The 26,838-nt window shown below is 66.1% G+C and carries 18 protein-coding genes; 11 read left to right on the top strand and 7 right to left on the bottom strand.

Annotation, left to right across the window (positions count from 1 at the left end):
• Window positions 1-34: 34 nt before the first annotated feature.
• Entirely contained in the window at window positions 35-2,146 is a 2,112-nt protein-coding gene (locus tag D779_RS20970; RefSeq protein WP_052347882.1) for a putative bifunctional diguanylate cyclase/phosphodiesterase, read from the bottom strand.
• Between the two features lie 257 nt (window positions 2,147-2,403).
• Here D779_RS20970 and D779_RS06200 point away from each other — a divergent pair, with 257 nt between their 5' ends.
• A complete protein-coding gene (locus D779_RS06200) occupies window positions 2,404-3,009 on the top strand; it encodes a hypothetical protein (RefSeq protein ID WP_043751140.1) in 606 nt (201 codons plus the stop codon).
• A 42-nt stretch (window positions 3,010-3,051) separates the two neighbouring features.
• Here D779_RS06200 and D779_RS06195 read toward each other — a convergent pair whose 3' ends face one another.
• Together D779_RS06195 and D779_RS06190 are read right to left on the bottom strand one after the other, a co-directional pair.
• Window positions 3,052-3,504: a hypothetical protein gene (locus D779_RS06195; RefSeq protein ID WP_052347881.1), complete on the bottom strand. Its 453-nt coding sequence runs from the start codon at window positions 3,502-3,504 to the stop codon at window positions 3,052-3,054.
• 33 nt (window positions 3,505-3,537) lie between these two features.
• The gene (locus D779_RS06190; RefSeq protein ID WP_043751125.1) at window positions 3,538-4,251 is read right to left on the bottom strand and encodes an SDR family oxidoreductase; all 714 of its coding nucleotides are present in this window, start codon (window positions 4,249-4,251) and stop codon (window positions 3,538-3,540) included.
• Window positions 4,252-4,666: 415 nt separating this feature from the next.
• On the opposite strand from D779_RS06190, the gene lapB reads away from it, so the two are divergent.
• The 4 genes from lapB to D779_RS06170 all read left to right on the top strand — a co-directional run bounded on the left by lapB (window position 4,667) and on the right by D779_RS06170 (window position 11,874).
• Complete coding sequence (lapB, locus tag D779_RS06185; RefSeq protein WP_043751122.1) at window positions 4,667-5,866, top strand: lipopolysaccharide assembly protein LapB; 1,200 nt, start codon at window positions 4,667-4,669, stop codon at window positions 5,864-5,866.
• 51 nt (window positions 5,867-5,917) lie between these two features.
• Window positions 5,918-6,649 carry an orotidine-5'-phosphate decarboxylase gene (gene pyrF, locus D779_RS06180; protein WP_232424085.1) on the top strand — a complete coding sequence of 244 codons (732 nt, stop codon included), beginning with the start codon at window positions 5,918-5,920 and terminating at the stop codon, window positions 6,647-6,649.
• Window positions 6,650-6,686: 37 nt separating this feature from the next.
• On the top strand, window positions 6,687-7,559 hold the full coding sequence (gene galU, locus D779_RS06175) for a UTP--glucose-1-phosphate uridylyltransferase GalU (RefSeq protein ID WP_043751119.1): 873 nt from the start codon (window positions 6,687-6,689) through the stop codon (window positions 7,557-7,559).
• Between the two features lie 235 nt (window positions 7,560-7,794).
• Window positions 7,795-11,874, top strand: coding sequence for a PAS domain S-box protein (locus D779_RS06170; protein ID WP_043751118.1), 4,080 nt, complete (start codon window positions 7,795-7,797; stop codon window positions 11,872-11,874).
• A gap of 39 nt (window positions 11,875-11,913) precedes the next feature.
• On the opposite strand, the gene D779_RS06165 is transcribed toward D779_RS06170, so the two are convergent.
• Both D779_RS06165 and D779_RS06160 read right to left on the bottom strand, forming a co-directional pair.
• Window positions 11,914-12,357, bottom strand: a complete 444-nt coding sequence (locus D779_RS06165; RefSeq protein ID WP_043751116.1) for a tetratricopeptide repeat protein — start codon at window positions 12,355-12,357, stop codon at window positions 11,914-11,916.
• A gap of 70 nt (window positions 12,358-12,427) precedes the next feature.
• A complete protein-coding gene (locus D779_RS06160; protein WP_043751114.1) occupies window positions 12,428-13,246 on the bottom strand; it encodes an inositol monophosphatase family protein in 819 nt (272 codons plus the stop codon).
• A 91-nt stretch (window positions 13,247-13,337) separates the two neighbouring features.
• On the opposite strand from D779_RS06160, the gene D779_RS06155 reads away from it, so the two are divergent.
• Entirely contained in the window at window positions 13,338-14,819 is a 1,482-nt protein-coding gene (locus tag D779_RS06155; protein WP_043751112.1) for a mannose-1-phosphate guanylyltransferase/mannose-6-phosphate isomerase, read from the top strand.
• An 88-nt stretch (window positions 14,820-14,907) separates the two neighbouring features.
• Complete coding sequence (ychF, locus tag D779_RS06150) at window positions 14,908-15,999, top strand: redox-regulated ATPase YchF (protein ID WP_043751111.1); 1,092 nt, start codon at window positions 14,908-14,910, stop codon at window positions 15,997-15,999.
• A 110-nt stretch (window positions 16,000-16,109) separates the two neighbouring features.
• Here ychF and D779_RS06145 read toward each other — a convergent pair whose 3' ends face one another.
• Window positions 16,110-16,592 carry a DUF2939 domain-containing protein gene (locus D779_RS06145; RefSeq protein WP_043751108.1) on the bottom strand — a complete coding sequence of 161 codons (483 nt, stop codon included), beginning with the start codon at window positions 16,590-16,592 and terminating at the stop codon, window positions 16,110-16,112.
• Between the two features lie 223 nt (window positions 16,593-16,815).
• Here D779_RS06145 and D779_RS06140 point away from each other — a divergent pair, with 223 nt between their 5' ends.
• From D779_RS06140 to D779_RS20965, 4 genes are all read left to right on the top strand, one after another.
• Window positions 16,816-18,063, top strand: coding sequence for a multifunctional CCA addition/repair protein (locus D779_RS06140; protein WP_043751214.1), 1,248 nt, complete (start codon window positions 16,816-16,818; stop codon window positions 18,061-18,063).
• 83 nt (window positions 18,064-18,146) lie between these two features.
• A complete protein-coding gene (gene parC, locus D779_RS06135; protein ID WP_043751107.1) occupies window positions 18,147-20,396 on the top strand; it encodes a DNA topoisomerase IV subunit A in 2,250 nt (749 codons plus the stop codon).
• A 383-nt stretch (window positions 20,397-20,779) separates the two neighbouring features.
• Window positions 20,780-21,889 carry a response regulator gene (locus tag D779_RS06130; protein WP_043751213.1) on the top strand — a complete coding sequence of 370 codons (1,110 nt, stop codon included), beginning with the start codon at window positions 20,780-20,782 and terminating at the stop codon, window positions 21,887-21,889.
• 75 nt (window positions 21,890-21,964) lie between these two features.
• A complete protein-coding gene (locus tag D779_RS20965) occupies window positions 21,965-26,296 on the top strand; it encodes a PAS domain-containing protein (protein WP_052347880.1) in 4,332 nt (1,443 codons plus the stop codon).
• Here the strand turns inward: D779_RS20965 and D779_RS06120 are convergent.
• Window positions 26,241-26,672 carry a DNA polymerase III subunit chi gene (locus D779_RS06120; RefSeq protein ID WP_043751106.1) on the bottom strand — a complete coding sequence of 144 codons (432 nt, stop codon included), beginning with the start codon at window positions 26,670-26,672 and terminating at the stop codon, window positions 26,241-26,243. The two genes, D779_RS20965 and D779_RS06120, sit on opposite strands and share 56 nt — an antisense overlap.
• Window positions 26,673-26,838: the final 166 nt, after the last annotated feature.

Raw genomic sequence — 26,838 nt, 5'->3', positions numbered from 1 at the left:
GGTGCTGGGCGGCCGCGGATCTTCCGCGGTCATCTCAGTCGAGACTCTCGAGCGTCATGACACGCTGATTCGTGGCCCAGTCGATGAACCGATCCGGCGGCAGGGGCTTGCCGATGAGATAGCCCTGGGCCATGTCGCAGCCCTGGTCGCTCACCCAGTGCCATTGCTCCGGCGTTTCGATCCCTTTGGCGAGGGTGCGGATGCCGAGCTGGCGCGCCAGCGCGATGACGGCGCCCGTGGTGTTGGCGCTGTCGCGGTCGGTCATTGCCTCGCGGATGAAGCCGCGCTCGATCTTGAGGGTGTCGACCGCGAAGCGGTGCAGGTAGGCCAGCGACAGATGCCCCCGGCCGAAGTCGTCGATCGCCAGCCGGATACCCTGGCGGCGCAGCTGGTTCATCACCTCCTGCCCCTGTTCGGCGTGGAGCAGCGCATGCTCGGTGATCTCGATCTCCAGCGCCTCGGGCGGGAGACCGGATGCGCCGAGGGTGTCTCTCAGACTGTCCGCCAGATTGGGCTGTTCCAGCTGGAGCGGCGAGAGATTGACCGCCAGGGTCAGGTCGGGGAAGTCTGCGGCCCGCCAGGCGGCGATCTGCCGGCAGGCGTCGCCGAGGATCCAGTCGGTGAGCTGGGTGATGAGGCCGGTGTCCTCGAGCAGCGGGATGAATTCGCCGGGCTGGATGATCTCCTGCGGATTGCGCCATCGCAGCAGCGCCTCGACCCCGGCCAGATTTCCGTCGACCGTCTTCAGCTGCGGCTGGTAGTGGATTTCGAACTCGCGCCGCTCGATCGCATCGCGTAGTGTCTGCTCGGGTCTCAGCCGTCTCGCGGCGTATGTGTCCAGCTCCGGGCCGAAGAATCGATAGGCGTTCTTGCCCTGATGCTTGGCCTGATACATGGCGTCGTCGGCGTTGCGAAGAAGATCCTCCGGCGAGACCCCGTCCTGGGGAAAGATGGTGATGCCGATGCTGGCCGAGAGCCGCATGTCGTGTCCCTTGATGCGGTAGGGCTCCCCGAGTGCGGCGAGCAGTTTGGATGCGAGCGCCTCCACGTCTTGCGGGTCGCTCAGTTCCTCGGCGATGACGGTGAACTCGTCGCCACCGAGCCGCGCGACCGTGTCGCTGGCGCGCACGCTGACGCGCAGACGCTGGGCGACCAGCTTGAGCACCTCGTCGCCCAGTCCATGGCCCAGGGAGTCGTTGATCGACTTGAAGCCGTCGAGATCCAGGAACAACAGTGCCAGCTGGTTGCCGTGGCGCTGGGTCGACTGGATCGCATGGCGCAGACGGTCCTGGAACAGATGGCGGTTGGGCAGTCCGGTGAGACTGTCGTAGTCGGCGAGATGGCGCATCCGCCGCTGATTGACCTTGAGCTCCTGGGCCATGGTGTTGAGGGCCAGGGCGAGATGTCCGACCTCGTCGTTCGAGCGCACCGGCAGGGCGATGTCGAGATTGCCGTCGGCATAGCCCTCGGCGGCCGCGATCATCTCGGAGATCGGGTGGCTCAGCGAGCGGGCGAGGCGCCAGACGAGGAAGATGGTGATGAGCACGACCACCAGCGACGCCAGCCCTGCGCCCAGGACCAGGGAGCGGGCGTAGGAGGTCCAGAGCGCGGTGACCTCGCGGTCCAGCATGCCGAGCGATGTCTGCAGCGAGGCGCCCGTGAGCTTGATCACCGCGTATCCGGCGATCCGGCTGCCCTTGCCGATAATGAAATAGAGCCGGTGGCCGTCGGGGAGCGACCTCAGGATCGGCTGCTGAGGCAGGAGTTCGCTGGGGATGGCGATGCGCTGCCCATGGCGCGGATTGGCCGCGGTTCCGTCGGTGATGATGCGTCGCTCGGGGTCCGCCACGATGAACGATTGGATCGGCAGCCAGCTCCAGATCTGCTCGATCTCGCGGTCGAGTCTCGGCAGGTCGTGCCTTTGCAGATGCGGGTAGAGCCGCTCGCCGATATAGCCGGCGCTGTTGAGCAGCACGTTCTTCTCGTTCAGCGTCTGACTCTCTTCGAATGCGCCCTGGATCCTTGGCCGCAGTTCGCTGAGCATGTGGTAGGCGAGCGAGCCGGTCAGGGCGAGCATGACGATCAGCAGCCCGGTGATGAGCAGCGTGAAGCTGAGGGTCAGGCGGCCTTTGATGGTATGCAGCATGACGAGTGGGCGTGCGCGGAGAAGGGGGATGCCTGGGGTGTTCTTGGGGCGGTCGGATCCGTCGAACGGCGGGACGGGCTATTCTTGATGCGGATGGAGCGCGTGCGGAGTCGGCGTTGGTTCCGGTCACGGGACTGGTGTATCGGATCGAGCATGCCCATCTCGCATTTCATGCGGCCATGTTTGAGCCAGGTGCCGCCGCTGTGGCCGTGAACGATCGAAAGCCCTGGGCTCGATCCTCGAGGAGATATCCGGATATGAAAGCTTACGCCCTTGTCGTCTGCGCCACCCTGGCGATTCTGGCATCCAGTGCCTTTGCCGCACCTCAATGGTATGTCGGCTATACCTTCGTGTATAGCGAGTCGGGAAACAGCTGTGCATTCATGCGCTTTCGCGGCGATACCTATAGCCTGGACGAGGCCGACGTCCTCTATGCCCTCTTCGCCGACCGTATCGTCGAGCGCGTCGGGACGACGTCCGCATTCAGCCATGTCCTGCCCTCGGAGGCGCTGGCCGAGGGCAAGAGCGGGGAGGAGACGGCCGCCGCGTTCCTCGCGGAGGGGGTCGGGGCCTGCGAGGTCGCGGGCGAGCCGGTCTCGGGTCTGGTCTACGTCAGCGGTTTCGGTTGCGAGTATCAGAACGAGTCCCAGATGTGCATCCGCTCCTATGTCGATGTCGGCGACCGCGATCTGAGCGGGCAGGGCATAGCGTCCGGGCCGGCCGTGCTCGGGGGCGTCTTCGTCAAGCGTCCGGTCTGGGATGCCTCGGCCGCGCTCGTCCAGGCCGGTGGCGCCGAGGTGCCCTACGCGCTCGACAGCTCGCTGGGCCAGGCCGCCGACGCCATGTTCTTGGTCACGGATTGACGATCGGCCCTCGCTCCGGGGCGCGGGGGAGGCTCATGGTCCTCAGGGCAGCGCCCGAACCGCTTCCAGCAACTCGCGATAGCGGGCGTTCAACGTCTCGGGAAGGTCGGACGCCTTGGCTTCCGGGCAGCCGCCCGCATCCTTGAGGCTGTCGAGGAAGTCCCGTTCCAGACGCTCCTTGACGCGACGGTAGCTGCGCTCGGGGAAGAGATCGTCCTCGACCCCGAGCACGGTCATGCCCAGCTTGCCCACCAGTTCCTTGTTGAGATTGTCCGTTCGACGTCCCGAGCGGTCGCCACGGCAGCGGGCCTCGTAGAGGTCGAGTTCGGCGGCGGCGGTGACGGCGTCTACCAGCAGTGTCTCCGTCTCCTCGTCGAGAAGGGGGGCCGAGGCCGCAGTGGGCAGGATGCCTGCCAGAAGCAGGAGGATCGGCGCGAGCGTCCAGCTGGGCGTGTGTCGCGGTGCTGTCGAACGGGTGTCGCGGGTGATGGGCATCTGGATTCTCTCGGACTGGTCTCGGTGCCGCGATCAGCTGCGGCCGTAGACGGGAATGGCCGCACCGGTGACGCAGCGCGCCGCATCGGATACGAGAAAGAGGATGACGTCGGCCAGCGCCTCGAGCGGTACCCAGGTGTCCTGGTCCTGATCCGGCATGGCGGCGCGGTTCTCCGGCGTGTCGAGCGTGCCCGGCAGGACGCAGTTGGCGGTGATGCCGTTCGGCTTGAGCTCTTCGGCGAGGCTTTCGGTCAGGGTGATCAGGGCCGACTTGGATGTGCAGTAGGGCGCCATGCCGCCGACGCCCCGGGTCGCCGCGCGTGCCGAGACGTTAAGGATGCGGCCCTCTCCTGCCGCGAGCAGGGCGGGGATGACGGCGCGCGAGCAATTGAAGGCCGTGCGCAGATTCAGGTCCATGATGCGGTCCCAGTCGGCGTCGCTGGTGTCCTTCACCGTCGGCCCCATGGCGAAGCCGCCGGCGGCGTTGATGAGTACGTGGATGGCGTCGAAGCGTTGCCGCATCGCCTGGATCAGCGCGCCGACCGCCGCCGAATCCACCAGATCGGCCGCGAAGGTCGCCACCTCCGATGTGGCCGGCAGCTGCTGCCGGGCGGCGGCGAGTTTCTGAGGGTCGCGTCCCACCAGCGCGAGCCTGGCGCCGCGCTCGGCGAGCCTGCGGGCGAGCACCTGTCCCAGATTGCCCGTGGCGCCGGTGAGGATGACTGTCTTGCCGTTCAGATCGCTCATGATGAAGGCTCCTGTGTCGTGCCGTGGCGGGCCTGTGCAACCACGCCGGTTGCCTGCTCGGTGAGCCGAGGCCCGGCGATCGGGACCGCCCGCACTGGGGGCTGGTGGCCGGAAGCGGGCGGCTCGAGGGCATGATGGTCTCATGCCTGCCGCTCGTAGGTCATGTCCCGGCCGGCCCTCCGTAATCTGGCTCGACCGCACCCTCATGCGGTTCGGTCTGCTTGTCTGTATGATGAGACGCGAAGGCGACGGATGCGTGGGCCGTGATCGGGGGATGTGGTCGGACGGTGTCCGTATCGCTCGGGTGCTCGCGCGCGTGCCGGGAAAGTCCAATTCAGTATTTCAATTTCAGTCATTCCCGGGTGCCCGCGCGCGTGCCGGGTGTAATGGATGCCATGAGGGTTGGGGTGAGGACATGATCGAAATCCTGTTTCTGCTCCTCCCGGTGGCGGCGGCCTCTGGGTGGTGGCTGGCGCGGAGAGAGCTTCGCGGCAAACGCGATGGCGGCGTTCCATCCCATCCGGACTTTTTGCGTGGACTCAATTATCTCCTCGAGGAGCAGCCGGACAAGGCCATCGACACTTTCCTCAAGCTGGCCGAGGTCGACGGCGAGACGGTCGAGACCCACTTGGCGCTCGGCAGCCTGTTCCGGCGTCGCGGCGAGGTCGACCGGGCGATCCGCATCCATCAGAATCTGATCGCGCGCAAGAACCTGGGACCCGATCTGCGCGGCTTTGCCCTCTACGAGCTGGGGCAGGACTATATGCGGGCCGGTCTGCTCGATCGGGCCGAGGGGCTGTTCCAGGAGCTGGTGGAGGTGGGGCTGCACCGTCTCAGCGCGCTCAAGGCGCTGCGCGAGATCTATCAGCAGGAGCGCGACTGGCTGCGCTGTCTGGAGGTGGCCGGGCGCCTGCAATCGCTCACCGAGCAGTCGATGGTCGCCGAGATGGCCCATTATCATTGCGAGCTGGCCGAGGACGCGCGCCGCAAGGGCGACCTGGACGGCGCTCGGCTCAGTCTGATCCGCGCCCAGGAGGTGGATCCCACTTGCATCCGGGCGGCCATGATCGAAGGCATGATGACGCTCGAGGAGGGCGATCCCGATCAGGCCGTGGTGATCTTCCTGCGGGTCGCCGAGCGTGGTGCCGCCTATGTCTCCGAGATCCTGCCGGCGCTGATCGAGGCCGCCCAGCGGGCGCGGGGCTACGACCCCCGGGGGCTGCTCGAGGATCTGGCAGCACGCCATCCGACCTCGGCACTGCTGCTCGGTCTGAGCGATCTGGTCGTGCGGGAGGTCGGCGAGGGCGAGGCACTCGAGCGGCTGACCCTCTATCTCTCGCGCTTCGCGGATCTCTCGGTGCTCGAGCGTCTGGTCGATCTGGAACTGCGGATGGCGCCGTCCGGATCCGGGGAGGCCGGGCGCATCGCCGTCGTGCTCGAGGTCGTGCGTCAGGTGCTGTCCCGTCAGCCCGTCTATCAATGCGAGCAATGCGGGTTCCAGGCCCGCTCGCTGCACTGGCAGTGTCCGAGCTGCAAGTGCTGGGGGCGTGTCCTGCCCGTGCAGCCCGAGCCCATCCTGCAGGATTCCGAGCGGGCGGACGCGATGTCCGCCTGAACTCGCCGAAACGCGAACCCAGAACGATCCATTGAGAGTGAATCCAGACCCGTGACCCGATTCTCGACCCTGCCCCCCACCTCGACCGAACCGACCCGTATCATCGTCGCCCTCGACTTCGCCGCCGCGGAGCCGGCGCTCGCGCTGGTCGACCGGCTCGACCCGGACCGCTGCCGCCTCAAGGTCGGCAAGGAGCTCTTCACCCGGCTCGGGCCGGCATTCGTGGAAGGGCTTCAAGCGCGCGGATTCCAGGTCTTTCTCGATCTGAAATTCCACGACATCCCCAACACGGTGGCGGCGGCCTGCGAGGCGGCGGCCGATCTGGGGGTGTGGATGGTCAACGTCCATGCCTCGGGCGGGTCGCGCATGATGGAGACGGCGCGCGCGCGTCTGAGCCGGGTGGCGAATCCGCCCCTGCTGATCGGCGTGACGCTGCTCACCAGCATGGATGCGTCCGATCTGGCGGGGATCGGCTGTCCAGGGGATCCGCGCGAGCGGGTGATGGCGCTCGCGCGTCTCGCGCGAGATGCCGGGCTGGATGGTATCGTGTGCTCACCCTTGGAGGCCGCGCCGGTGCGCGCGGCCCTGGGTCGCGACTTTCTGCTGGTGACGCCGGGCGTGAGACCGGCCGGCGCGGCGGCGGGCGACCAAAAGCGCATCATGACGCCGGCCGAGGCGCTCGCGGCCGGATCGGACCATCTGGTGATCGGCCGGCCGATCACCCAGGCCCCCGATCCCCTGGCCGCCCTGCTCGAGATCGAGCGCTCCTTGACCGGCGCCTGATACGATCATCCGATTGTGAACGTTAGGAGAGGTATCCATGTCGATCATCCGTAAGGCAGTCTTCCCAGTGGCGGGACTTGGCACGCGCTTTCTTCCGGCGACCAAGGCCAGCCCCAAGGAGATGATGCCGGTCGTGGACAAGCCACTGATCCAATATGCCGCCGACGAGGCGGTCGAGGCCGGCGTGGACCAGCTGGTCTTCATCACCGGGCGCAGCAAGCGTTCGATCGAGGACCATTTCGACAAGGCCTACGAGCTGGAGGCCGAGCTGGAGCAGGCGGGCAAGGACAAGCTGCTGGAGATCGTGCGCAACGTGCTGCCGGGGAAAACCTCTTGCATCTACGTGCGCCAGCCAGAGGCCCTGGGTCTCGGCCATGCCGTGCTCTGCGCCAAACCGGTGATCGGCGACGAACCCTTCGCCGTGCTCCTGGCCGACGACCTCATTCGCGGTAACGGCAGGGGCGTGGTACAGCAGCTGGCCGAGGTGCACGAGCGTCACCGCTGCAGCGTTCTGGCCGTTCAGGAGGTTCCGCGCGAGGAGACCCACAAGTACGGCATCGTCGAGGTCGAGCCCGGGCGCGACGGTCAGCTGCGCGTCGTCTCCATCGTCGAGAAGCCGGCCCCGGCCGATGCCCCCTCGAACCTGGCGGTCGTCGGCCGCTATCTCCTGACGCCGCGCATCTTCGACAAGCTCGAATCCACCCGCGAGGGTGCAGGCGGCGAGATCCAGCTGACCGATGGCATCTCGGATCTGCTCGAGGACGAGCACGTGATCGCCCACCCCTTCGAGGGCAAGCGCTACGACTGCGGCAGCAAGCTGGGCTATCTGGAGGCGACGGTCGAGTTCGGTCTGGCCCATCCCGAGCTGGGCGACCGCTTTTCCGCCTATCTCAGGGACTTTACCCAATAGTCCATCCGAGGCCGGGGCCGGTTCGGCCCGCAGCGCCTGGGATTCATCGCTCCGAGCAGATGCCGAGGACCGTGCTTGACGCGGGCCTCGGCGTTTCGTTTCGCCGGGTCCTTCCGTGGCGTTGGCCCGCAGGATTCGCGTCGCATCCTGTCGTCCGGAAATTCTGTACCCTTCGGGGCGGGGATGATCCAATGCCGGAACGCGGCTGACTCAGACATTCCTTTGCGGAGTTGACATGAGCGACGAGTCCTCGGATCGCTTCCCTCGGGATGCCGTCGATACGGTCCCGACCAGTTCGGATCCGACCGGAGAGGAGATTCGCGCGCGCGCGCTCGATGCGCTCCGCCAGGGCCGTTTCCATATTGCCGACGAGCTCCTCGGCAACGCGGATCCCGAGGTCGCCGCCCTGGTCGAGAGTCTGCGCATCTACCAGGCCGAGCTGCAGATCCAGAACGAGGAACTGCTCGAGAGTCAGCGCAGAAGCCAGCGCTCGCTTGAGCGTTTCGCCTCGTTCTTCAATGGTCTGCCGATCGCCGAGATGGTGATCGACCGTCGTGGCCTGGTGCTCGAGGCCAATATCGCGGCCGAGAGGCTCTTCGGTCTGACGCACTCGCATTTCCGTCAGCATTATTTCACCCGCTTGATCGATCGCTCGGACCGCGATCGCATCGATCGTATCCTGAGCGAACTGGGACTCGATCGGATTCTGGAACTTCCCGAGATCCGTTTCCGCACGAGCGCCGCGACGCTCTTCCACGCCGATTTGCACATCGCCCCCCTGCCGTCGCTCAGCGGCGAGGCCGAGCATTTCGTCTGTGCCCTGATCGATCGCAGCGAGGCACTGCAGCAGCGCCGCTCGCTGCAGGAGGCGGACGAACGTCTGCGCCATCGCGAGTGCCAGCTCGAGGCCAGGCTCAACGAGCTGACCCTGCTCTACGGGGTGCTGGAAGACACGCGGCTTCCGGGGGCGTCGATGGAGGAGGTGCTGCAGCGCGTGCTGGCCCGGTTGCCGGGCGCGGTGCGTCATCCCGAGCTGGCCGAGGCCAGGATCCGGCTCGCCGATACCAGCTTCGCCACGCCTGGATTCCTCGAGACGCGCTGGTCGCTGGATCGCCATATCGCGCTCGTCGACGGTCAGGAGGGCCAGCTGACGCTGGCCTATCGGGAATCGTCTCCCGACCTGGAGGGGGCCCCCTTCTCGGACGAGGAGTCCGCCCTGATCGAGGCGGTCGCCTCCCATCTCGCGGTCTATTTCGAGCGCTACCAGGAGGAGCGCTGGCTGATCGATAGCCGCGAGCGCTATCGCGTGCTCGCCGAGTACAGTCCCGACTGGGAATACTGGATGGGCCCCGAGGGTGACTGCCAATACATTTCGCCGGCCTGTGTGGAGATCAGCGGCTATCGGGCCGAGGAGTTCGTCGCCAACCCCCGTTTGCTGGGGCGGCTGGTCCACCCGGACGATCGGGGCGTCTGGCTGAAGCATGTTCGTCGGGTCCTCTCTTCGAGTCGGTCGAAAGAAGGGCCTCTGGTGCTGCGGATCCGGGCGCGCGACGGGACCGAGCGCTGGATCGAGCATGTCTGCAATTCCGTGCTGACCCGGGACGGACGCTATCTGGGGCGCCGTGGGGTCTATCGCGACATCACCGAGCGCAAGCGCATCGAGCTCGAACTGCTCAAGGTGTCCCAGGCCATCGAGCAGAGCCCGGAGAGCGTCGTCATCACGGATATCGAGGGAACCATCGAGTATGTCAACGACGCCTTCGTCGCGATCAGCGGCTATTCGCGAGATGAGGCGATCGGATGCAATCCCAGGGTGCTCAAGTCTGGCCTGACGCCTGCCGAAACCTTCGAGTCGCTGTGGTCGACCCTGCGCGAGGGAGGGGTCTGGTACGGCGAGTTCGTCAACAGGCGCAAGAACGGCGAGATCTATAACGAGGCCTCCGTCATTTCCCCGATTCGCCAGCCGGACGGGCGTATCACCCATTATGTGGCGGTCAAGGAGGACATCACCGAGAAGAAACGTCTGGCCGAGGAGCTGGATCGCTATCGCGATCAGCTCGAGGCGCTCGTGGAGTCGCGCACCCGCGAGCTGCGGCATCAGACGCGCGCGCTCCAGGCATTGATCGACAATCTGCCGCTGATGGCCTGGCTGAAGGGTCGCGATGGCTGCTACATGGCGGTCAACCGCGTTCTGTCCGAGATCCACGGCGTCACGCCCGAGGAGATGGTCGGCAAGTGCGAGGCCGACTTCATGCCGCCCGATCAGGCAGCGGCCTATCAGGCGGAGGATGCGGCGGTGATGGCCTCGACGCGTCCGGCGACCATGCATCATGTCCTGCCCGCACGGCCCGATTCGCTGTTCGAGACCGTCAAGGCACCGGTGCTCGACGAGGACGGGCACGTATTGGGGGCCGTGGGCTGCTCGCGCGACATCAAGCCGCAGCGCGACATGGAGGCCGAATTGGCGCGGCGCGCCCGCATGGCCGAGAGCGCAGCGCGCGTCAAGAGCGCCTTCCTGGCCAACATGAGCCACGAGATCCGCACGCCCATGAACGCCATCCTGGGTTTGACGCATCTGCTCAGACGCGATCTCGTCCGGCCGGCCAACGTCGATCGGCTGGACAAGATCGATGCCGCCGCCCGGCATCTGCTGACCATCATCAACGACATCCTGGATCTCTCCAAGATCGAGGCCGGCAAGCTGAAGCTGGATGAGGACGATTTCGTGCTGGGCGGGCTGCTCGATCAGGTGCGCTCTCTGATTCTGGAAAGCGCGTCGCTCAAGGGGCTGGAGGTCGCCGTCGAGACCAGTCAGCCTTCGCTCTGGCTGCGGGGCGATGTCACCCGTCTGTCGCAGGCGCTGCTCAACTATGCCAGCAATGCGGTCAAGTTCACCGACCAGGGTCGGATCCTGCTGCGCGCACATCCGGTGAGTGAGGAGGGGGATCGGGTGCGGTTGCGCTTCGAGGTCGAGGATACCGGCATCGGGATTCCAGAGGAGAAATTGACGCGCCTCTTTCATGCCTTCGAACAGGCCGATGTCTCCACCTCGCGCCGTTACGACGGGACCGGGCTGGGGCTGGCCATCACCCGTCAGCTCGCCCATCTGATGCACGGGGATGCGGGTGTCGAGAGCGTCGATGGACAGGGAAGCCTGTTCTGGTTCACGGTATCGCTCGCGCGGGGCGAGCGGAACTCGGCCTCTTCGCGCAAGCGCTGGGTGACCGCCGAGGCCGATTTGCGCGCGGCCCATGCCGGCACCAGGTTACTGCTGGCGGAGGACAATCCCGTCAATCGCGAGGTGGTGCTCGAATTGCTGTGCTCCATGGGTTTGGAGGTCGATACCGCCGAGAACGGGCGCGAGGCGCTGGAGATGGCCAGGCATGGAGACTATGCGCTCATCCTGATGGATGTGCAGATGCCGGTCATGGACGGTTTGCAGGCCGCGCGCGCCATTCGCGAACTGCCGGGCTGGTCCGAGAAGCCGATCCTGGCGGTGACCGCCAATGCCTTCGACGAGGATCGCAGAGTCTGTCTCGCCGCCGGCATGAACGATTTCGTCCCCAAGCCGGTGGATCCGCAGGACCTGTTCGAGTCCCTGCTGCGCTGGCTGCCCGAGCCGGAATCCTATCCGGAGGTGCCGCGACCGTTGCCTGTCACGGATGCGACCGGGGCGGCCTCGCCGCTGGGGCAGGCCGATACGGACAGGATCTATACCTATCTCGAGTCGCTGTCCGGATTGGATCTGGCTCAGGGACTCTCGGTCCTTTCGGGGAATCGCGACAAGTACCTGCGTCTGCTGCGCCGCTTCCTGCTCGCCCATCGGCGCGATCCCACACGCATGCGCGTAGCCCTCGCCGAGGGTGAATTCCTGGCGGTTCGGCATCTGGCACATGCGCTCAAGGGGGTCTCAAGCACGCTGGGGATCGATGTCATGGCCAGGACGGCCTCGCGTCTCGACGACCTGCTGAGCCGCGAGGCGTCTCCGGATCCAAGTGCGGTCGATAGGCTGATACGCGCGATCTCGGACGCCTTCGAGCCCTATCTGCTCCTGCTCGAGATCGCCGAGGAGCCGAGGGTTCAGGCTGGGGGCGGACAATTCGACCGGGACCGGGTCCGCCAGGTGCTGGATGAACTGACCGAGCTGCTGGTCCAGCACGATACCCGAGCCATCCGGCTGATCAGATCCGAGGCCGGGCTGCTGAGTGCCGCCATGGGATCGGACTTCGGCGAGCTCGACGAGCTGATCTCGGACTTCGAGTTCGACGCCGCTCGCGAATGGCTGGAATCGCTGTCGCGCGAGCCGCCGTCCTGAGGCCGGGCCGCGCCGGCCGGTGCGCGGATCCCTGTCCGGCTAACGCTCGTCGAATCCGGCCAGCCGATAGAGTCTGGCGGCCTCTTCCGGGTCCTTCTCGACCCCTTGTCCCTCCTCGTACATCATCGCCAGGGTCGTCAGGGATCCGATGAGCCCCTGCTCGCCCGCCCGTTTGAACCATTCCACGGCCTTTTCCGGATTGCGGTCGGTACATTCGCCCTGCATGTACATGAAGGCCAGTCCGTGCTGGGCGAGCCCCATTCCGGACTCGGCCGCGCTCTTCATGTAGCTGTAGGCCATGAGCGGATTCGGCAGCATGCCCAGTCCGTTCTGCGCCATGATCGCCATGCGGTAGCGCGCTTCGGGATCGCCCGCCTCGGCCAGAGGCGACAGCAGGCCCACGGCCCGCGAGAACTGCTTGGATTCGAAGGCGGCGATGCCGCTCGCCAGTGCCATCTCGAGTTCGTTTCGGCCTTGGCTCATATGGGTTCCCCCTTGGTCAGTGGTCCGTTGGCTCTTCGATCGATCCGGATATGGAAGGCGTGGGTTCCGGTCACTCTTGCGCGTCCTGTCTCAGCGGCCTCAGGAAATCGAGCCAGGACTGCATCAGCCGGGTATCGGCGGCGCCGATGGCGTGCTGCGGGGCCAGTCCGATCCCCTGGGTCGGCTCGCCGTTCCAGCGGCCGATATGCAGCGCGGCCGCGCCGGCCTCCTCGGCGATCAGACGTCCGGCCGCGTAATCCCAAAGTCGCTGGCTACCGTGCAGATAGAGCTGAACCTGTCCGCAGGCGAGCCAGCACCATTCGAGCGCGACCGATCCCAGGCTGCGCTGGGAGCCGAATCCGCCGGGACGAAAGAGCATCGGCAATGCGGCCGCCGGCAGCCGCTTGACGTCGATCATCGCCAGACAGTCGCCCAGCGTCCCGCTGCGGCTGGCGCTGCGGATGGGCTTGCCGTCGAGAAAGGCCCCGGCGCCCCGCGCCGCGGCGAAGCACTGGTCGCGCACGGGATCCAGCACGGCACCGAGGGAGACCTGCCCCCCTTCGATCAGCGCCAGCGAGATGGAGAAGCCCGGGAATCCGTTGACGAAGTTGCTGGTGCCGTCCAGCGGATCGAGTACCCAGACGCCATTCGGGCTGTCGGCGAGGATGCGGCGCTGCTCCTCGGGCTCCATCTCCTCGCCGAGCAGCGAGCGTTCCGGAAAATCCTGCGCCAAGGCCGCGGCCAGGCGCGCCTGGACCGCCAGATCGGCGGGCGTCACCAGGCTCCCGTCCGTCTTGCGATGCGTTTCGGTACGTCCGAGGCGGGGCAGGATCTCTTCGCGCGCGGCGGCACGGAGCAATACGGCGATCTGTTCGAGCTCGGGTGTCATATATCTGAGCGGGCTGTTTGACCGAGTTGCAGCGGATTGATCTAATCAGTGGGTTTCAATCAGCCCAGATCCAAGGAGCCGGTCGTTCGCGATGTCTTTGCAACCAGTGATTCTCTCGGGCGGATCCGGGACGCGGCTGTGGCCGCTCTCCCGCGAGACCTATCCCAAGCAGTTCCTTCCCCTGACCAGCGAGTACACCATGCTTCAGGAGACGGTACGCCGGCTCGAGGGTCTGGACGCCGAACATCCCCGGCATGCGATGGGGCAGTCCGCTCCCCTGGTGATCTGCAACGACGCGCACCGCTTCCTCGTCGCCGAGCAGATGCGAATCATCGGGGTCGAGCCGGCGGCCATCGTCCTCGAGCCCAAGGGGCGCAACACGGCGCCGGCCTTGACCCTGGCCGCCTTGGCCGCGACCCGCTCGGGCGAGGATCCGGTCATGCTGGTGATGCCGGCCGACCACACCATCCGCGACGAGCCGGGCTTCCGCTCCGCCGTGGCCGACGCCTATCTCCTGGCCCGTGAGGGCGCCGTGGTGACCTTCGGCATCGTGCCGAGCAAGCCCGAGACGGGCTACGGCTATCTGCGTCAGGGCCGAGTCTATCAGGTCGAGGGGCTCGTCGGGCGCGCCCATGTCCTGGACGGGTTCGTCGAGAAGCCCGACGCCGAGACCGCCCAGGCCTATCTCGCTGGCGGCGACCATTTGTGGAACAGCGGTATCTTCGTGCTCAAGGCGTCGCTGTGGCTGGGACTGATCGAACGCTTCCGTCCGGACATCGCCCAGGCCGTGTCCCGCGCCTTCGCCGCCGCCACCGAGGACGGCGACTTCCTGCGCCTCGATGCCGAGCTGTTCGGGGCTTCGCCGAGCGATTCGATCGACTATGCGGTCATGGAGCGCCTGTGCGCCCCGGGGGAGGAGTCCGAGACGCCCGCGGTGGTGATCCCGCTGGACGTCGGCTGGTCCGACGTGGGCGCCTGGTCGGCCCTGTGGGAGGTGCGCCAGCAGGATGCCGCCGGCAACGTGCTCGACGGCGACGCCTTCGTCCACGACGCCCACAATAACCTGCTGCTGGCGAATCATCGCATGGTGGCGGCGATCGGCGTCGACGATCTCATCCTGGTCGAGACCCCGGACGCCGTGCTGGTGGCGAGCAAGGAGAGCGCCCAGGATGTCAAGACGGTCATCCAGTTCCTGCAGCGTCAGCAGCGTCACGAATATCTGCATCATCAGCGCGTGCATCGGCCCTGGGGATCCTACGAGTCGATCGGTCAGGGTTCGCGCTATCAGGTCAAGCGTCTGACGGTCAAGCCGGGCGAGTCGCTGTCGCTGCAGATGCACCATCATCGCGCCGAGCACTGGATCGTGGTCTCGGGCACCGCCCGGGTCACCTGCGGCGACGAGACCTTCCTGCTGACCGAGAACCAGTCCACCTACATCCCGGTGGGCGCCACCCACCGTCTCGAGAATCCCGGAAGCATTCCGCTCGAACTGGTCGAGGTCCAGTCGGGGAGCTATCTCGGCGAGGACGACATCGTCCGCTTCGAGGACCGCTACAACCGCGGGCACGAGTAGAGCCGCTGGGTGGCGACTGGTTCCGGCTCTGGTATGGCAGGGCCGGAGCCTGTACCATCGTCCGATTTTCTTCGAGCGGACTCTCGTCATGGGATTCAAATGCGGCATCGTCGGCCTGCCCAACGTCGGCAAGTCGACCCTCTTCAATGCCCTCACCAAGGCCACCATCGCGGCCGAGAACTACCCCTTCTGCACCATCGACCCCAATGTCGGCGTGGTGCCGCTTCCCGACCCGCGGCTCGATGAGATTGCCGCCATCGCCAAGCCGGAGCGGGTGCTGCCGACCTCGATGCAGTTCGTCGACATCGCCGGGCTGGTCGCGGGCGCCTCCAAGGGCGAGGGGCTCGGCAACAAGTTCCTGGCCAACATCCGCGAGACCGACGCCATCGCCCACGTGGTGCGCTGCTTCGAGGACGACGACGTCATCCATGTCGCCGGCCGGGTCGATCCCCTGAGCGATATCGAGGTCATCAACACCGAGCTGGCCCTGGCGGACATGGAATCGGTCGAGAAGGCACTCGACCGCGCCCAGCGCGCGGCCAAGACCGGAGACAAGAAGATCCTCTACCGCAAGGAGCTGCTGGAGCGGGTCAAGGCCCATCTCGACGCCGGCAAGCCGGTCCGCTCCATGGGCCTGGACGAGGACGAGACCGAGGAACTGCGCGATCTCTTCCTGCTGACCGCCAAGCCGACCATGTACATCGCCAACGTGGACGAGGGCGGCTTCGCCGACAATCCGCTGCTGGACAAGGTCCAGGCGCTGGCCGACGCGGAGGGAGCCATCGTGGTCTCCGTCTGCGCCGCGATCGAGGCCGAGATCGTCGCCCTCGACGAGTCCGAGCGCGACGAGTTCCTGGCCGAGCTGGGGCTCGAGGAGCCCGGCCTCAACCGGGTGGTGCGCGGCGGCTACAGCCTGCTGGGGCTGGACACCTATTTCACCGCCGGTCCCAAGGAGGTGCGTGCCTGGACCATCCCCAGGAACGCCAAGGCGCCCAAGGCCGCCGCGGTCATCCACACGGATTTCGAGCGCGGCTTCATCCGCGCCGAGGTCATCGCCTTCGAGGACTTCATCGCCTGCAAGGGCGAGCAGGGCGCCAAGGAGGCCGGCAAGCTGCGCTCGGAAGGCAAGGAGTACGTGGTCAAGGACGGCGACATCATCCACTTCCGGTTCAACGTCTGATCGCGGAACAGCGGTCAGCCTTCCGGTCACGAGGCTCCGGCTTCGTGACTCGGCGTCCATTCCTCTGCGGCGGCGCGGACCGCCGGCTTCGGCTCTTTCTCCTCGGTCCGTCAGGGAATGATATCCGTGATCTTCCATTTCCCGTCGACGAGGCCGAGACGCACGTGGGCCGCGCCGCGTCCGAGTTCGCCGATGCGGATGAGGAAGCGGTCGAAGGACTCGAAGAAGGCATAGTCGACCGCCGCGAGCAGATAGGGCGGGGTCTGTCCCGTGGCCCGGGTGACGGCGTCGCGCAGGGTCTGACGCGCCCAATCGACCGTGATCGCCTGCTCCAGCGCCGTGTCGCCGAGCCGGTCGATGTTCTGGCGCAGCCAGCCCATGACGCTGTTCGGGTCCTCGGCCGGCAGCACGTCCTTCACGCCCGCGGCGATGCGCTGCTTGTAGTTGGCGCGGATCGCTCGCAGATCCAACATCTCGGCCAACTGGCCTTTGTCCTGCAGGCTGATGGCGTCGTCCAGCCGATAGACGCTGTAGTAGGGCCAGAGTCCGTAACCGATCGCCGCCAATAGGATCAAGTATCCGATGAAACGCATGGGTCTGCCTCTTGGTGGGGTGGGTCGGAATTCTAACCCGCGAAGCCTCGCCGGATATAATCTGGGCATCGACCGTTCCGGTCGCATTCCGCTGCTGAGACGTCCAGGGGGCGCTGGAGTTCGAGATGGATGTTGAGAGGATTCTGGATGAGGCGGCCCGACAGGTCCGTCGGACCGCCTTGCGCTCGATGCGGCCGCGGCCATGGGCGATGGTGAGTCGGGCATGAGCGAGGCGACGCTGGGTCTGCGCACCTATCTGGTCGGCGGCGCCGTGCGCGACGGACTTCTGGGGCGGCCGGTCCACGAGCGCGACTATATCGTGGTCGGCGCCACGGCCGATGAGATGCTGGCGCGGGGCTTCCAGCAGGTCGGCAAGGACTTTCCCGTCTTCCTGCATCCGCAGACCAAGGACGAATACGCCCTGGCCCGCACCGAGCGTAAGACCGCCCCCGGCTACCATGGCTTCCAGGTCCATGCGGATCCCGGGGTGACGCTGGAGCAGGATCTGCTGCGGCGCGACCTCACCATCAATGCCCTGGCCCGGGACGCGGACGGCTCCATCGTCGATCCCTATGGAGGACTGGCCGATCTGCAGGCACGCGTGCTGCGCCACGTCTCCCCCGCCTTCGCCGAGGATCCGGTGCGGATCCTGCGGCTCGCCCGCTTCGCCGCGCGCTTCTGCGATCTGGGTTTCACCATCGCACAGGAGACCATGGACCTGATGCGTTCCATGGTCGCCCGGGGCGAGGTCGACGCCCTGGTTCCCGAGCGGGTCTGGCAGGAGATGTCGCGCGCGCTCGGCGAGGCGCGTCCCTCGCCCTTCTTCGAGGTCCTGCGCGCCTGCGGGGCACTGGAACGGCTGATGCCGGAACTGGACCGGCTGTGGGGCGTGCCCCAGCCCGAGCGCTGGCATCCGGAGATCGACACCGGAGTGCACGTGATGCTGGTGGTCGACATGGCGGCGCGTCTGACGCCCGATCTTGAGACCCGCTTCGCCGCGCTCTGTCACGATCTGGGCAAGGGCACCACCCCGGCCGAGATCCTGCCGAGCCATCATGGACACGAGGAGCGCGGTCTGGGTCTGATCGATGACGTCTGCGAGCGCTTTCGGATTCCGGTCCGCTGTCGCGAGCTGGCGCGCATCACCTCGGCCCTGCACGGTCTGGTCCACAAGATCGACGAGCTGCGGGCCGGGACGGTGCTGGACCTGATGGAGCGGGCCGATGCCTTCCGCCGTCCGGGGCGGTTCGAGCGGATGCTGATCGCCTGCGAGGCCGATTTCCGCGGACGCGCCGGCTATGCCGAGCGGGACTATCCCCAGGCCGAGACGCTGCGGCGTCTGTTCGCCGCCGTCGCTGAAATCGATGTGGGTGCCGTCGCCCGCTCGGCCCCCGAGCCGCGCCTCATCCCTCAGCGTATCCGCGAAGCGCGCATAGCCGTCATCAAGAAGGCGCGTGCCCCGTCGGAGTAGGCGCCAGCTGGCCCAAGGTTTGTCCTTCGCGGCGGCTTGGCGCATCATGCGCGCCCTGTTTGCGATCGGATCCATGACCAACCATGACGGAAACCCTGACCTATAACGCCGAGGGTCTCGAACGGCTCCCATTGAAGGATTTCACCGAGAAGGCCTACCTGGACTATTCCATGTACGTCATTCTCGACCGCGCCCTGCCGCATCTGGGCGACGGGCTCAAGCCGGTGCAGAGACGCATCCTCTATGCCATGTCCGAACTGGGGCTTTCGGCGGCCGCCAAGTTCAAGAAATCGGCGCGCACCGTCGGCGACGTGCTCGGCAAGTTCCATCCGCATGGCGATTCGGCCTGCTACGAGGCCATGGTGCTCATGGCCCAGGCATTCAGCTACCGCTACCCCCTGGTCGACGGACAGGGCAACTGGGGCTCGCCGGACGACCCCAAATCCTTCGCCGCCATGCGCTACACCGAGTCGCGACTGACCCCCTATGCCGAGCTCCTGCTCGGCGAGCTGGGCCAGGGCACGGTCGATTGGCAGCCCAACTTCGACGGCACGCTCGAGGAGCCCAAGCTGCTGCCGGCGCGTCTGCCCAACCTGCTGATGAACGGCACCACAGGCATCGCGGTCGGCATGGCCACCGACATCCCCTCGCACAACCTCCGCGAGGTCGCCAATGCCTGCATCCATCTGCTCGACCATCCCCAGGCGAGCGTGGCCGATCTGATGCGCTTCATCCCCGGTCCGGATTTCCCGACCGCCGGCGAGATCGTCACCCCGCCCGAGGATCTGCTGAAGATCTACCAGACCGGCGGAGGCAGCGTGAAGCAGCGGGCACGTTACGAGCTGGAGCGCGGCGACATCGTCATCACGGCGCTGCCCCACCAGGTTTCTGGGAGCCGTGTCCTGGAGCAGATCGCGGCCCAGTTCAACGCCAAGAAGCTGCCCATGATCGAGGACTTCCGCGACGAGTCCGATCACGAATATCCGACCCGGCTGGTCATCGTGCCGCGCTCGAACCGGGTGGACGTGGCGCGTCTCATGTCGCATCTGTTCGCGACCACCGACCTGGAGCGCAGCTACCGGGTCAACATGAATCTCATCAGTCTCAACGGCCGGCCGCGCGTCATGAATCTGCGCGAGCTGCTGGTCGAGTGGCTCGCCTATCGCACCCAGACCGTCCGCCGACGTCTGCAGCATCGCCTGGAGAAGGTGCTGGAGCGGCTGCACCTTCTGGAAGGTCTGCTGATCGCCTTCCTCAATCTGGACGAGGTGATCCGTATCGTCCGTACCGAGGACGAGCCCAAGCCGGTGCTCATGGCCGCCTTCGGTCTGAGCGACACCCAGGCCGAGTACGTGCTCAACACCCGGCTGCGTCAGCTGGCGCGGCTCGAGGAGATGAAGATCCGCGGCGAGCAGGAGGCACTGACCGCCGAGCGTGCCGAGCTGGAGCGTCTGCTGGACGACCCCAAGGCGCTCAGCCGTCTGATCCGCGAGGAGATCGCCGCCGACGCCGAGAAATACGGTGACGACCGCCGCTCGCCCCTGGTGGTCCGCGAGGCGGCGAGCGCGATCGACGAGACCGAGCTGGCGCCGAGCGAGGCGGTAACCGTGGTCCTGTCCGAGAAAGGCTGGGTGCGCGCGGCCAAGGGGCACGAGGTGGATGCCGAGGGGCTGAGCTACCGCTCCGGCGACCGCTTTCTCGGGGCGGCGCGGCTGCGCAGCAACCAGTCCGCGGTCTTTCTCGACACGACCGGGCGCAGCTACTCGCTCGCGGCCCATACGCTGCCCTCGGCGCGCGGTCAGGGCGAGCCCCTGACCGGCCGGCTCGATCCGCCTTCGGGCGCGGGCTTCGTGGCCGTGGTCGGCGACCGCCCCGAGGCGCGCTACCTGCTCGCATCCGATGCCGGATACGGATTCATCGTCCGGGTCGAGGATCTGCTGGCCAAGCCGAAGGCGGGCAAGGCGGTGCTGACCCTGCCCAAGGGGGCTGGCGTCCTGGCTCCGACACCCGTCGGCGATCCGGCCGGCGCGCGTCTGGCCGCCGCGACCGGTGCCGGACATCTGCTGCTCTTCCCGGTCAGCGAGCTTCCGGAGATGCCGCGCGGCAAGGGCAACAAGATCATCGCGCTGCCCGCGGGCGGAGAGGAGCGGATGGTCGCGCTCGCCGTGGTTCCTCCGGGCGGCAGTCTGGTCGTGACCTCCGGCAAGCGAACCCTCACGCTCAAGCCGTCGGACCTGGACGCCTATCAGGGCGAGCGAGGCCGGCGAGGACGTCTGCTGCCTCGCGGATTCCAGAAGGTGGACGCCTTGGCGCCGAGTCCGGCGGACCTGTGATGGGGTTCTAGATTTTCGGACGCTCTCGACATCCGCGTCAGTGCGTCGACTATGCTCGCGTTCCATCCGTTCCCATGTATCGGTCTGTCTACCGCTCCGATCCCGTGCGACGTCCTTGGCATCGGATGCGGTTGTCTCCAGATATCAGCGGCTATGCTGATGCAATGCGCTTCCCGTTTCGGGTCATGGATGGCCCCACGCCGACGGGCATCTCAAGCGCTTGAAAATCGAGGGCGTATTTCAGCCGCGGATTCGACCGGCGAGCCGATTCAATGCCAGGTTGGGATGGAGTTGGCATCTCCCCTGTTTACCTATAATGAGTGGGCAGCGATCATGATATGCGCGCGGGGCCGGGCAAACCCTTGTTTCAGGAGCTTATGCGGATGACGAATGGAGAATTGCCTACGATCCTGGTCGTCGACGATTCGCCCGAGAACCTCACGGTTCTGAGCGAGCTGCTGCAGCCGGACTATCGTGTCCGCGCCGCCACATCGGGCGAGAAGGCGCTGCGTGTCGTCGCCTCGCCGCCGCGCCCCGACATCATCCTGCTCGACGTCATGATGCCGGGGATGGACGGCTACGAGGTCTTCTCGCGTTTGCGCGCCGATGAGCGTACCAGCGACATCCCGGTGATCTTCGTCACCGCCATGGACAGCACCGAGGCCGAGATCCATGGTCTGGACGTGGGCGCGGTGGACTACATCGCCAAGCCGATCGTCCCCTCGATCCTGCGCGCTCGCGTCCACACCCAACTCGAGCTCAAGCAGGCCCGCGACTGGCTCAAGGACCAGAACACCTATCTCGAGCGCGAACTGCTGCGGCGCATGAAGGAGAATCTGGTTGTCCAGGACGTCAGCATCCATGCGCTGGCGCATCTGGCCGAGATCCGCGATCCGGAGACCGGAAACCATCTACGCCGCACCCAGGGCTACGTGCGCGCCCTGGCGCAGCGTCTGCGCGATCATCCGCGCTTCGCCCATTTTCTCACCGCCCACACCATCGACCTCCTGGTCAAGTCGGCCCCGCTGCACGACATCGGCAAGGTCGGCATACCGGATCATATTCTGCTCAAGCCGGGCAAGCTGACTGCGGACGAGTGGGAGATCATGAAGACCCACGCCAAGCTCGGCAGCGACGCCATCGAATACGCCGAACGCGATGTCGACCGGCCGCTGGAGTTCCTGGTACTGGCCAAGGACATCGCCCACTATCATCACGAGCGCTGGGACGGGACCGGGTATCCGGACGGTCTGGCCGGGGACGACATTCCGATCTCGGCCCGACTGATGGCGCTCGCGGACGTCTTCGACGCACTTATCTCGCCGCGCGTCTACAAGCCGCCGATGGCCTTTCATGAGGCCCGCGACATCATCCTCGCAGGGCGCGCCAGCCATTTCGATCCGGATATCACGGATGCCTTCGCGAGCACCTACGACATCTTCTGCGAGGTCGCTCGGCGTTACAGCGAAAACGACGAGGCATCGTCCGACTGAATTCCTCGGGGGGCGGCGGCACGGCGTCGAACCCCAGAGGCCGTTTCGGCACCTGGATGAGGACATGGAGATCTCATGAGCAGCGATCCGGATCCCAGGCGCTCCGCCACGTCCCGGACGGGCATCCTCACCGTCGTACTGGTCTATGCGGCCTTCGCCGGGCTATGGATTCTGCTCTCGGACAACCTGCTCGGGATGCTGATGGAGGCCCCGAGCCGGTTCGTTCTGCTCAATACGCTCAAGGGCGCCGTCTTCGTACTGCTCAGCACCCTGCTGCTCTATTTCCTGATGCGCGGTCAGGTGCGCTCGGACACGCCTCTCCCTGTCCCCATGTCCGGCGCGCGCTCCAGCAGACCCCTGATTCTGCCCATGATCCTGCTGTCCGCCGCCATCGTGTCCCTCACAGCCGGCGCCGTCTTCATGGACATACGGCAGCACAAGGACGGCGAAGGGGAGAATCTCAAGACGATCGCCGAGCTCAAGACCACTCAGCTGGCCGACTGGCTGGATGAACGCCAGGGGGATGCGGAATTTCTGCGCTCCACCTTGATCGGAAATCATGGTCCGCTGCTGTTGGCGCAGGGCGAGGGGACCAACGAGAGGGCGCAGCTGATCGGCCGGCTGCGCGGATTCTCCAAGCTCAACGACTTCGACCATCTGGTGATCGCGACCTCCAGGGGCGAGGTGCTCTGGTCCTCAGAGCCTCTGTCGCAACCTTTGTCGGCCGGCTTGATTCACGCCATTGGCGAAGCGGCCGATAGCCAGTCCATCGCCCTGTTCGGACCCTATCGGGATGGTCATGGGAAGACGCATCTGGATTTCATCGTACCCCTGCCGGCCGACACGGAAATGGGGGCGGGCTCGGTCGCGGTGCTGCATACGGATCCCCAGTCCTATCTCTATCCGGCTTTGCAGATATGGCCGCTGAAGACCGACACTGGTGAGACCCTGCTGTTCCGTGTGCAAGGGGACGAGGTCCTTTTTCTCAATCCATTGCGTCACCTGGAAGGGGAAGCGCTGCTGCGGCTGCCGCTGACCAGCGAGCGGCTGCTGGCCGCCCAGTACGGGCGGGACAGGCGGCTGCTCGGTTCGGGCATCGAGGGCCTGGACTATCGCGGAGAGGCGGTCATGGGCTACGCCATGGCGGTGCCATGGACCGACTGGCTCCTGCTGGTCAAGGTGGATCTGGCGGAGGTCTATGCCGGTACGGTCGGCAGTGCGCTCTGGATCGTGCTGGCCGGAATGCTCGCGCTGCTGATGGTCACGGCCGGCGCCCTGCTGCTGCGCCAGCGTCAGCAGCTGGAATGGGCCGAAACGCTTCACCGATCGCAGAGCGAGCGCCTGAACGCGCTGAATCTGCTGGATGCGATCGTCCATGGCTCGAGCGACGCGGTCTTCGCCAAGGGGCTGGATGGACGCTACATGCTCTTCAATCGCGCCGCCGGGGAATTCATTGGCAGGTCGCACGAAGAGATCGTGGGTCTGACCGACCTGGACATCTTTCCTCCCGCTCAGAGCGCCCAGATCCGCGAACACGACCGGTCCGTCATGGCGCAGGATATGCCGATGAGCTTTCGCGAATATCTGGATACGGTTCAGGGGCGGCGAGTCTTTCTCTCCATCAAGGGGCCCTTGCTCGATGCCCAGGGCGTCTTGATCGGTATGTTCGGCATCTCGCGAGACATCACGGACATCGATCGGATCCACCGCGAGCTCGCCGAGCAGACGGCGCGAAGACAGGCGCTGATCGAGAGCACGCGCGACGGCATTCTGGTGATCGATCAGACGCATCGTGTGATCGAGACCAATATGCGCTTCGCCGAGATGCTGGGGTATCCGGTGCAAGAGGTGATCGGTCTTAGGACCTGGGATATCGATGCCTCCATGTCGGAGAGAGAGATCCGAGAACTGTTCCTCGATTTCGCGGAGGCACATCATCTATTCGAGTCCAGACATCGGCGCAGGGACGGATCGGAATACGATGTCGAGATCAGCGCCAGCGGCGTCAACTGGGGCGGCGAGAACCTCTTCCTCTGCATCTGTCGCGATATCACCGACCGCAAGCGCGCCACCGAAGAACTCGATCGCTATCGCCATCATCTGGAGGAGCTGGTCGATACCCGAACGGCCGAGCTCAGGCGTCAGAGTCAATCGCTGCGGGCCATCATCGACAATATCCCGCACATGATCTGGCTGAAGGATCGGGACGGGCGCTTCATGGCCGCGAATCGTGCGACGGCCGAAATCGCCGGGCGGCCCATTGAGGATCTGCTGGGCCGGACGGATCTGGACATCTGGCCGCACCCCCTGGCCGAGCGCTTTCGCGCGGACGATGCCAGGGTGATGGGTTCCGGCCGAGGAATCACGATCGAGGAGTCGTTTCCGACCGAGCCCGAGGAGACGCTGAACGAGACGCTCAAGGCCCCCGTGTTCGACGCCGACGGATCCGTGCTCGGAACCGTCGGATTTTCGCGCGACATTCGCGTCCAGAAGGAGATCGAGCGTGCCCGCGAGGCGGCGCGCGAGTCGGCGGAGACCGCCAACCGGGCCAAGAGCGCCTTTCTGGCCAACATGAGCCATGAGATCCGCACCCCCATGAACGCCATCGTCGGTCTGACCTATCTGCTGCGTCAGCGCGGGGTGTCGCACGAGCAGTCCGAGCGGCTCGGCAAGATCGAGGCGGCCGCGCAGCACCTGCTGTCGATCGTCAACGACATCCTGGATCTCTCCAAGATCGAGGCCGGTCGGCTGGAGCTGGAACAGACCGATTTCGCGCTGTCCGTGATTCTCGATCATGCACACTCCATGATCGCCGAGCAGGCCAAGGCGAAAGGTGTGGCGATCGAGGTCGACCAGGGTGATGTGCCCGAGTGGCTGCATGGCGATCCGACGCGATTACGCCAGGCGCTGCTGAACTACATGGGCAACGCCATCAAGTTCACCGAGCGGGGACGCATCCGGCTGAGCTGCCGGCTGGTCGAGGCGGACGCGGATGCGCTGCTGGCGCGCTTCGAGGTCAGTGATACGGGGGTCGGTATTGCGCCCGCGGAGCTGCCGCGTCTATTCACACCCTTCGGTCAGGGGGACGTCTCGACCACGCGCCGGCATGGCGGAACCGGCCTGGGGCTGGCGATCACCCGCCGTCTGGCCCAGCTCATGGGTGGTTCCGCGGGCGTTGAGAGCGAGCCGGGGCGGGGCAGTACCTTCTGGTTCACGGCCAGGCTGAGGCGCGGTCGCGCGGCCATTCCTCCGGCGCGGACCAGGGACAACCGAAACGCCGAGGCCGAGCTTCGAGCCAGCTGCTCGGGTGCGCGTCTGCTCCTGGTCGAGGACAACCCCATCAACCGGGAGGTCGCCCTCGAGCTGCTCCACGCGGTCTCGCTCTCGGTGGATACCGCCGACAACGGTCAGGAGGCATTGGACCAGATCGCGCGCCATCATTACGACCTGGTGCTGATGGATGTCCAGATGCCCGTGATGGACGGTCTTGAAGCCACCCGGCGTATCCGGGCCTCCAGTGCTTGTGCCGGGCTGCCCATCCTGGCGATGACCGCCAATGCCTTCGACGAGGACCGTCAGGCGTGTCTGGATGCGGGAATGGACGATTTCGTCTCCAAGCCGGTCGAGCCCGAGGCGCTCTATGCAACCCTGCTGCAATGGTTGTCGCAAGGCCCGGCGCCAGACTCGGAGACGCCGGATGACGCCGTGCCGGATGGCGAGGAAAGCTCCGGCGTCATGGGTTCGCCGGATCCCGCCGGTTCGCCCGGCGTCCTTTCGGGCGTGGATATGGTCAAGGGTCTGGCGGCGGTTGGTGGACGGAGCCAGGTCTATGGGCGTCTGCTCAGGATGTTCGTCCAGTCCCATGGTGCCGACATGGAGCGTCTTCAGGGTGTTCTCGAGGCAGGGGACAGGGCGGCGGCTGGCCGACTCGTCCACTCCCTCAAGGGGGCGGCGGCGACCTTGGGCGTCGATCGGGTAGCGGCGCTCATGGTCGAGATTGAATCCGGGCTGCGGGAAGGGATGGGGCTGGATCGGCTCGAGCCCCGGATCCGCGAGACCGAGCGGCTGCTGAGGAAACTCCTTCCTGCGGTCGAAAATCTCTGGCCAGATCCATCCGGTCCATCCGAGTCGGTCCCTCGGGATCTGGATCGTTTGAACGCGACGCTGGAACGGATGGATGTGCTGCTGTCGGAGGACAACAGTATCGCCCTGCCGTTCGCGCGCGACTCGGCAGACCAGCTGAAGTCGGTCTTGGGCGAGGCGTTCGGCGAGCTCATGATCCGGATCGAACGCTTCGATTTCGAGAGCGCCTTGGCCATTCTGCGCGCCTCGCGCGGCGATCCCGCCTCCACTAGAGCCGAATCCGATGATGCCTCGGCGGATGCCCCTGGTCGCGGTAGTACCTGAAGCGGCTCCGGCCTGCGGTCCGCAGGTCCGGATCCAGGTCCACCAGATCGCAGACCCGGTCGAAGCGGGCGAAGAAGGGAGGGACCTCGCGGCCGAGATTGAGCAGCACCTGGGTCTCGGTCTCCGGCCGTCCGTCCGCGCCGATGAGGATGGGGGTCAGCTCCTGATCCACCTTGCCGACCCGTCCATGCGGCAGGAAGCTGTCCTCGCGAAAGGTCCAGAGCAGACGGTCGAGATGACGCGCCTCCTCGGGTTCCGGGCAATGGATGATCAGGCGCAGGTCCTGGGCGCGGATGCGCTCGGTCAGCCTGCAGGCGAGCAGGAAGCGGTCGCCGCGGCTGTCGGGCTCGAGGCTGTAGAAGTCGATTTGGGGCATAGGTCGGATGATGCGGCTGGAGGCTATTTACTCATGTGACCCGCGAGAGCATGCGCCGATTGCCGGTCATGGCCGCCCATCCCCTTCCGACCGCGAACCAGAGACAGAAGAATGCCTCGCGTCCCAGCTGAACCAGCGTTCGAGGATGATGGCCCAGGCGCGGCGC

It is taken from the genome of Imhoffiella purpurea (assembly GCF_000585215.1).
Classification (GTDB): domain Bacteria; phylum Pseudomonadota; class Gammaproteobacteria; order Chromatiales; family Chromatiaceae; genus Imhoffiella; species Imhoffiella purpurea.
The sequence above is the reverse complement of the archived record's forward strand: the minus strand, read 5'-3'. Positions and strand labels throughout refer to the sequence as shown.